5 protein-coding genes are annotated in these 4,326 nt (G+C 66.9%); 4 read left to right on the top strand and 1 reads right to left on the bottom strand.

Annotated elements, in window-relative coordinates:
- On the bottom strand, positions 1 to 628 hold a 628-nt coding region (locus RMO30_RS07895), incomplete at its 3' end, for an HAD-IIA family hydrolase (RefSeq protein ID WP_309711648.1).
- A 129-nt stretch (positions 629 to 757) separates the two neighbouring features.
- On the opposite strand from RMO30_RS07895, the gene RMO30_RS07890 reads away from it, so the two are divergent.
- The 4 genes from RMO30_RS07890 to RMO30_RS07875 form a co-directional block, all read left to right on the top strand.
- Complete coding sequence (locus RMO30_RS07890) at positions 758 to 1,876, top strand: Fic family protein (RefSeq protein ID WP_309711645.1); 1,119 nt, start codon at positions 758 to 760, stop codon at positions 1,874 to 1,876.
- Positions 1,876 to 2,490, top strand: a complete 615-nt coding sequence (locus RMO30_RS07885; RefSeq protein ID WP_309711643.1) for a TrmH family RNA methyltransferase — start codon at positions 1,876 to 1,878, stop codon at positions 2,488 to 2,490. The genes RMO30_RS07890 and RMO30_RS07885 overlap by 1 nt, the downstream gene beginning before the upstream one ends.
- A gap of 66 nt (positions 2,491 to 2,556) precedes the next feature.
- Positions 2,557 to 2,742, top strand: coding sequence for a hypothetical protein (locus tag RMO30_RS07880; protein ID WP_309711640.1), 186 nt, complete (start codon positions 2,557 to 2,559; stop codon positions 2,740 to 2,742).
- Between the two features lie 189 nt (positions 2,743 to 2,931).
- Positions 2,932 to 4,326, top strand: a 1,395-nt coding sequence (locus RMO30_RS07875; RefSeq protein WP_309711637.1) for a sugar transferase, incomplete at its 3' end; no start/stop codon positions are given.

Genomic DNA, 4,326 nt, shown 5'->3' with positions numbered 1-4,326 from the left:
GGTCGCCGATCATCGCGGTCGACTCGCTGTGCGCGCCGATGCGGTTCATCGCCGAGCGGAACATCATCGGGTTCGGCTTGCCGACGACGTAGGGCTCGCGACCGGTGGCTTTCGAGATGAGGGCGGTGACCGCACCCGTTGCCGGCAGCACCCCGTCGGCGGAGGGCCCGGTGGCATCCGGGTTCGTCGCAATGAACCGCGACCCGGTGTTGATGAGCCGGATGGCGCGGGTAATCGCCTCGAACGAGTAGTTGCGGGTCTCGCCGACGACGACGTAGTCGGGATTGGTCTCAGTCATGATGAAGCCCGCCTCGTGAAGGGCCGTCGTGATGCCGGCCTCGCCGATGACGAACGCCGAACCGCCGGGAATCTGCGAGGCGCAGAAGTCGGCGGTGGCGAGCGCCGAGGTCCAGATGCGGTCTTCGGGAACGTTGAGCCCCGATGCGCGCAGGCGAGCCGCCAGGTCGCGCGGCGTGAAGATGGAGTTGTTGGTGAGCACCAGGAACGGGGTGTCGGTCTCGGTCCAGCGTCGGATGAGGTCGGACGCTCCGGGCAGCGGGGTGTTCTCGTGCACCAGCACCCCGTCCATGTCGGTGAGCCAGCTCGTGATCTCGCTGCGGTCGCGCATGCCTTCATCGTAGGGAGGCCCTCCACCCGACACGGACATCGTGTAAAGCCGCCGCACACGTCGGCTCAACGTGTAAAAAAACAAGCACAATCTTTACACGTGAACCAAAGGTGTCACTAGACTTTGCATATGGCGTGGGTAGCGGACGAACCGTTCAACGACCTCCCACCTCTCCCTCCCGCCACCGAGGTCGAGACACGTGAGGTGTTGAAGGCGACGATTGAAGCACGCGCCGCGCTCGCCGCGCTCGACCAAGCCGCGCGGAGGATCGCCAATCCGACGGTTCTGATCAACTCGATTCCCCTGCTTGAGGCTCAGGCGAGCTCGGAGATCGAGAACATCGTCACGACCACCGACGACCTCTTTCGGTACGCACACGACGAATCCGCGGCGACGAATCCCGCGACCAAGGAAACCCTGAACTACCGCAGTGCGCTGTTCGCAGGGGTGCGACTGATCAAGGCACGGCCGCTCTCGGTCAGCACGGCCGCAGAGATCTGCACCACGGTGAAGAATCGCGAGATGCCCATTCGACGAAACCCGGGCACGTTTATCGGCAATCCGGTGACGAAGGCTGCGATCTACACCCCGCCGGTCGGCGAGGCGCGCATCCGCGAGAAACTCGGCGACTGGGAGCAGTTCGTCCATGCGCGCAACGGGATCGATCCGCTCGTCGTCATGGCGCTCGCGCACTACCAGTTCGAAGCCATCCATCCGTTCGAAGACGGCAACGGTCGCACCGGCCGCATCCTCAACGTTCTCATGCTGATGAGCGCGGGCCTGATCGAGCAACCGATCCTGTACTTGTCGCGCTACATCATCGAGAACAAGGACGAGTACTACCGGCTGCTGCTCGCCGTCACGCGGGACGGCGCGTGGAACGAATGGATTCTGTTCGTCATCGAAGGAATTCGGCAGACGGCGGCCTCGACCGTGGTCAAGATCGATCAGATTCAGGCGCTACAAGATCGCATGCTCGCGGTGATCAGGGAGGCGACAGGCGGCGCGAATGCCGACCTACTTGCGGTGCTCTTCGAGCAGCCGTACTGCCGCATCGCGACCGTGATCGATCGCTGCAAAGTCTCCCGTCCGACAGCCACGAACTGGCTCAACGCCCTCGTCGAAGCCCGCGTGCTCCGTGACGTTCGCCGCGGCCGGGAGCGGATCTTCATCAACACCGAGCTGCTGCAACTGCTCGTCCGCCCGGACTCGATCGTCGTCAACGAGGCGGAACCGGCGCTCTTCTGATGGATGTCGAGCGAAAGGTCGGCGTCGGGCCGTGGCCAGGCGGCCGCGCTGCCTGGCCGACCGACCCCCGGTACGACCCCGACCTGCTGGAGCACGGCGACACCCGCAACGTCGTCGACGCCTACCGCTACTGGACGATGGACGCGATCGTCGCCGACCTCGACACCCGACGACGCGGGTTTCACGTCGCGATCGAGAACTGGCAGCACGACATGAACATCGGGTCGATCGTGCGCACCGCCAACGCGTTCCTCGCCGCCGAGGTGCACATCGTCGGCAACCGGCGCTGGAACCGCCGCGGTGCGATGGTGACCGACCGGTATCAACACATCAGGGAGCATCCGGATGTCGCCGCCCTCGTCGGCTGGGCACGCGAGAACGGGTTGCCGATCGTCGCTGTCGACAACGTGGAGGGTTCGGTCGACGTGCGGGACGCCGACATCCCGGAGCGCTGTGTTCTGCTGTTCGGGCAGGAGGGCCCGGGCCTCACCGCTGAGGCGCTCGCGGCCGCCAGCCTGGTCGTCGAGATCGCGCAGGCCGGGTCGACGCGGTCGATCAACGCGGGCGCCGCAGCCGCGATCGTCATGCACGAATGGGTGCGCCGCCACACCTGACGCGCGATTCGGGCGACGGGAGGCTTATGATTGCCGGAACTTTCCCAGGCGCGCAAAGGAGCCGTGATGGCAGAGACGCGTGAGCCGGCGGCGGAGTCGGCTGAGGCCCGCATCCCGGTTTCCGTCGCGCCCGCGGCACCCACGCGACCGAGGATGCCGGCGTCGTTCGCAAGCGCGCTCGCGGGTGCCGCACTGCTCGTCGGCACCGTCGTCACCGTCGTCATCGTCGTCGCCGCGACCACGGCGGGCTAGCGGGTCGGCCCTCCAGCGGCCCCCGCGGGGAGCCGAGCTGCTCGTGTTTCGCGGATGTTTCTCTCCGGTGTGCAAGCCGTGAGAATCCTGAACCCCCCTTACGGGTGACACGCCCCCCGGGTTAGCGTCGAAGTGAGGGAACTCCCCGGGGGGAAATCGGGGCGTCACACTTTTCCAAGGGGGGACCGCATGTCTATTGCCGTGCGCCGACAGGGTGTCGGTGAATCGCTGCTGGTGCGGGACGGGGTGCCGTCCTGGCAGCTCCATTACGGTCTGCGCCTGATCTACAGCGACTTCTTGGTCGTCGTCAGCGCCGTCTTCGGAGCTCAGCTGCTGTGGGTGCGCGTGCGCAGCTCCCTCGCCGGGGAGCCCGTGCCCGCCGAGGGCGCTCAGCCGTTCGCCACCGTCTACTCGGTGTGCCTGATCATCGCCTGGCTCGGGATGCTTGCGCTGCTCGGCAGCCGCGACGCGCGGATCGCCGGCACGGGCGGAGGCGAGTACCGACGCGTCATCGTCGCGTCGCTGACCACGTTCGGCGGGCTGGCGATCGTGGTCTACCTCTTCAACCTGCAGTTGGCGCGCGGCTACTTTCTAATCGCGCTCCCCATCGGTCTCGCCGCCCTGTTGCTGGTGCGACACCTCTGGCGGTCGTGGCTGCAAGCCCAACGCCGTGAGGGCGGCTACTCGGCCAACGTGGTTCTGGCCGGCGGCCCCGAGTCGGTCGCGCATCTCGCCCGTGAGCTGGGCCGGATGCCCGAGGCCGGTTTCCGCGTAGTCGGCGCCTGCCTGCCGGCGGGCCGGGAAGACGATCTCGAGCGGGAGCTCCGGATGATCGATACCGGCCCGATCCGGATCGTCGGCGACGTCGATCACGTCTTCGAAGCCGTCGAAAAGCTTGAGGCCGACACCGTCATCATCACCAGTTCCGACGAGCTCTCACCGCAGAAGGTGCGGGAGCTGAGCTGGAAGTTGGAGCCGGGAAACCAGCACCTCATCGTCGCGCCCGCGCTGACCGACATCGGCGGCCCCCGCATCCACATCCGCCCGGTCGCCGGGCTGCCGCTCGTGCACGTCGAGACGCCGCGTTATCGCGGCGGGAAGCTGCACTCGAAGCGCCTCTTCGACGTCGTCGCGTCGGCGCTGCTCATCCTGATGCTCTCGCCGGTGCTCGTCGCCGTCGTGGCGGCGATCAAGGTGACCGACCCCGGACCTGCGCTGTTCCGGCAGCGTCGGGTCGGCAGGAACGGTCGGCCGTTCCAGATGCTCAAGTTCCGCACGATGGTCGTGGATGCCGAAGCGCGCCTGGCCGAGCTGCGAGCCATGGCGGATGCCGGCAACGACGTGCTGTTCAAGATGCGCGACGACCCGCGGGTGACTCCGGTGGGACGGTTCCTGCGGCGCTACAGCCTCGACGAGCTGCCGCAGCTGTTCAACGTCTTCCTCGGGGAGATGTCGCTCATCGGGCCGCGGCCGCCGCTCGCCTCGGAGGTCGAAGAGTACGAACACCACGTGCATCGCCGGTTCCTGGTGAAGCCCGGCATCACGGGGCTCTGGCAGGTGAACGGGCGCAGCAACCTCTCCTGG

It is taken from the genome of Pseudolysinimonas sp. (assembly GCF_031389465.1).
Classification (GTDB): Bacteria; Actinomycetota; Actinomycetes; order Actinomycetales; family Microbacteriaceae; genus Pseudolysinimonas_A.
This window is presented reverse-complemented; position numbering and strand designations above follow the sequence as displayed.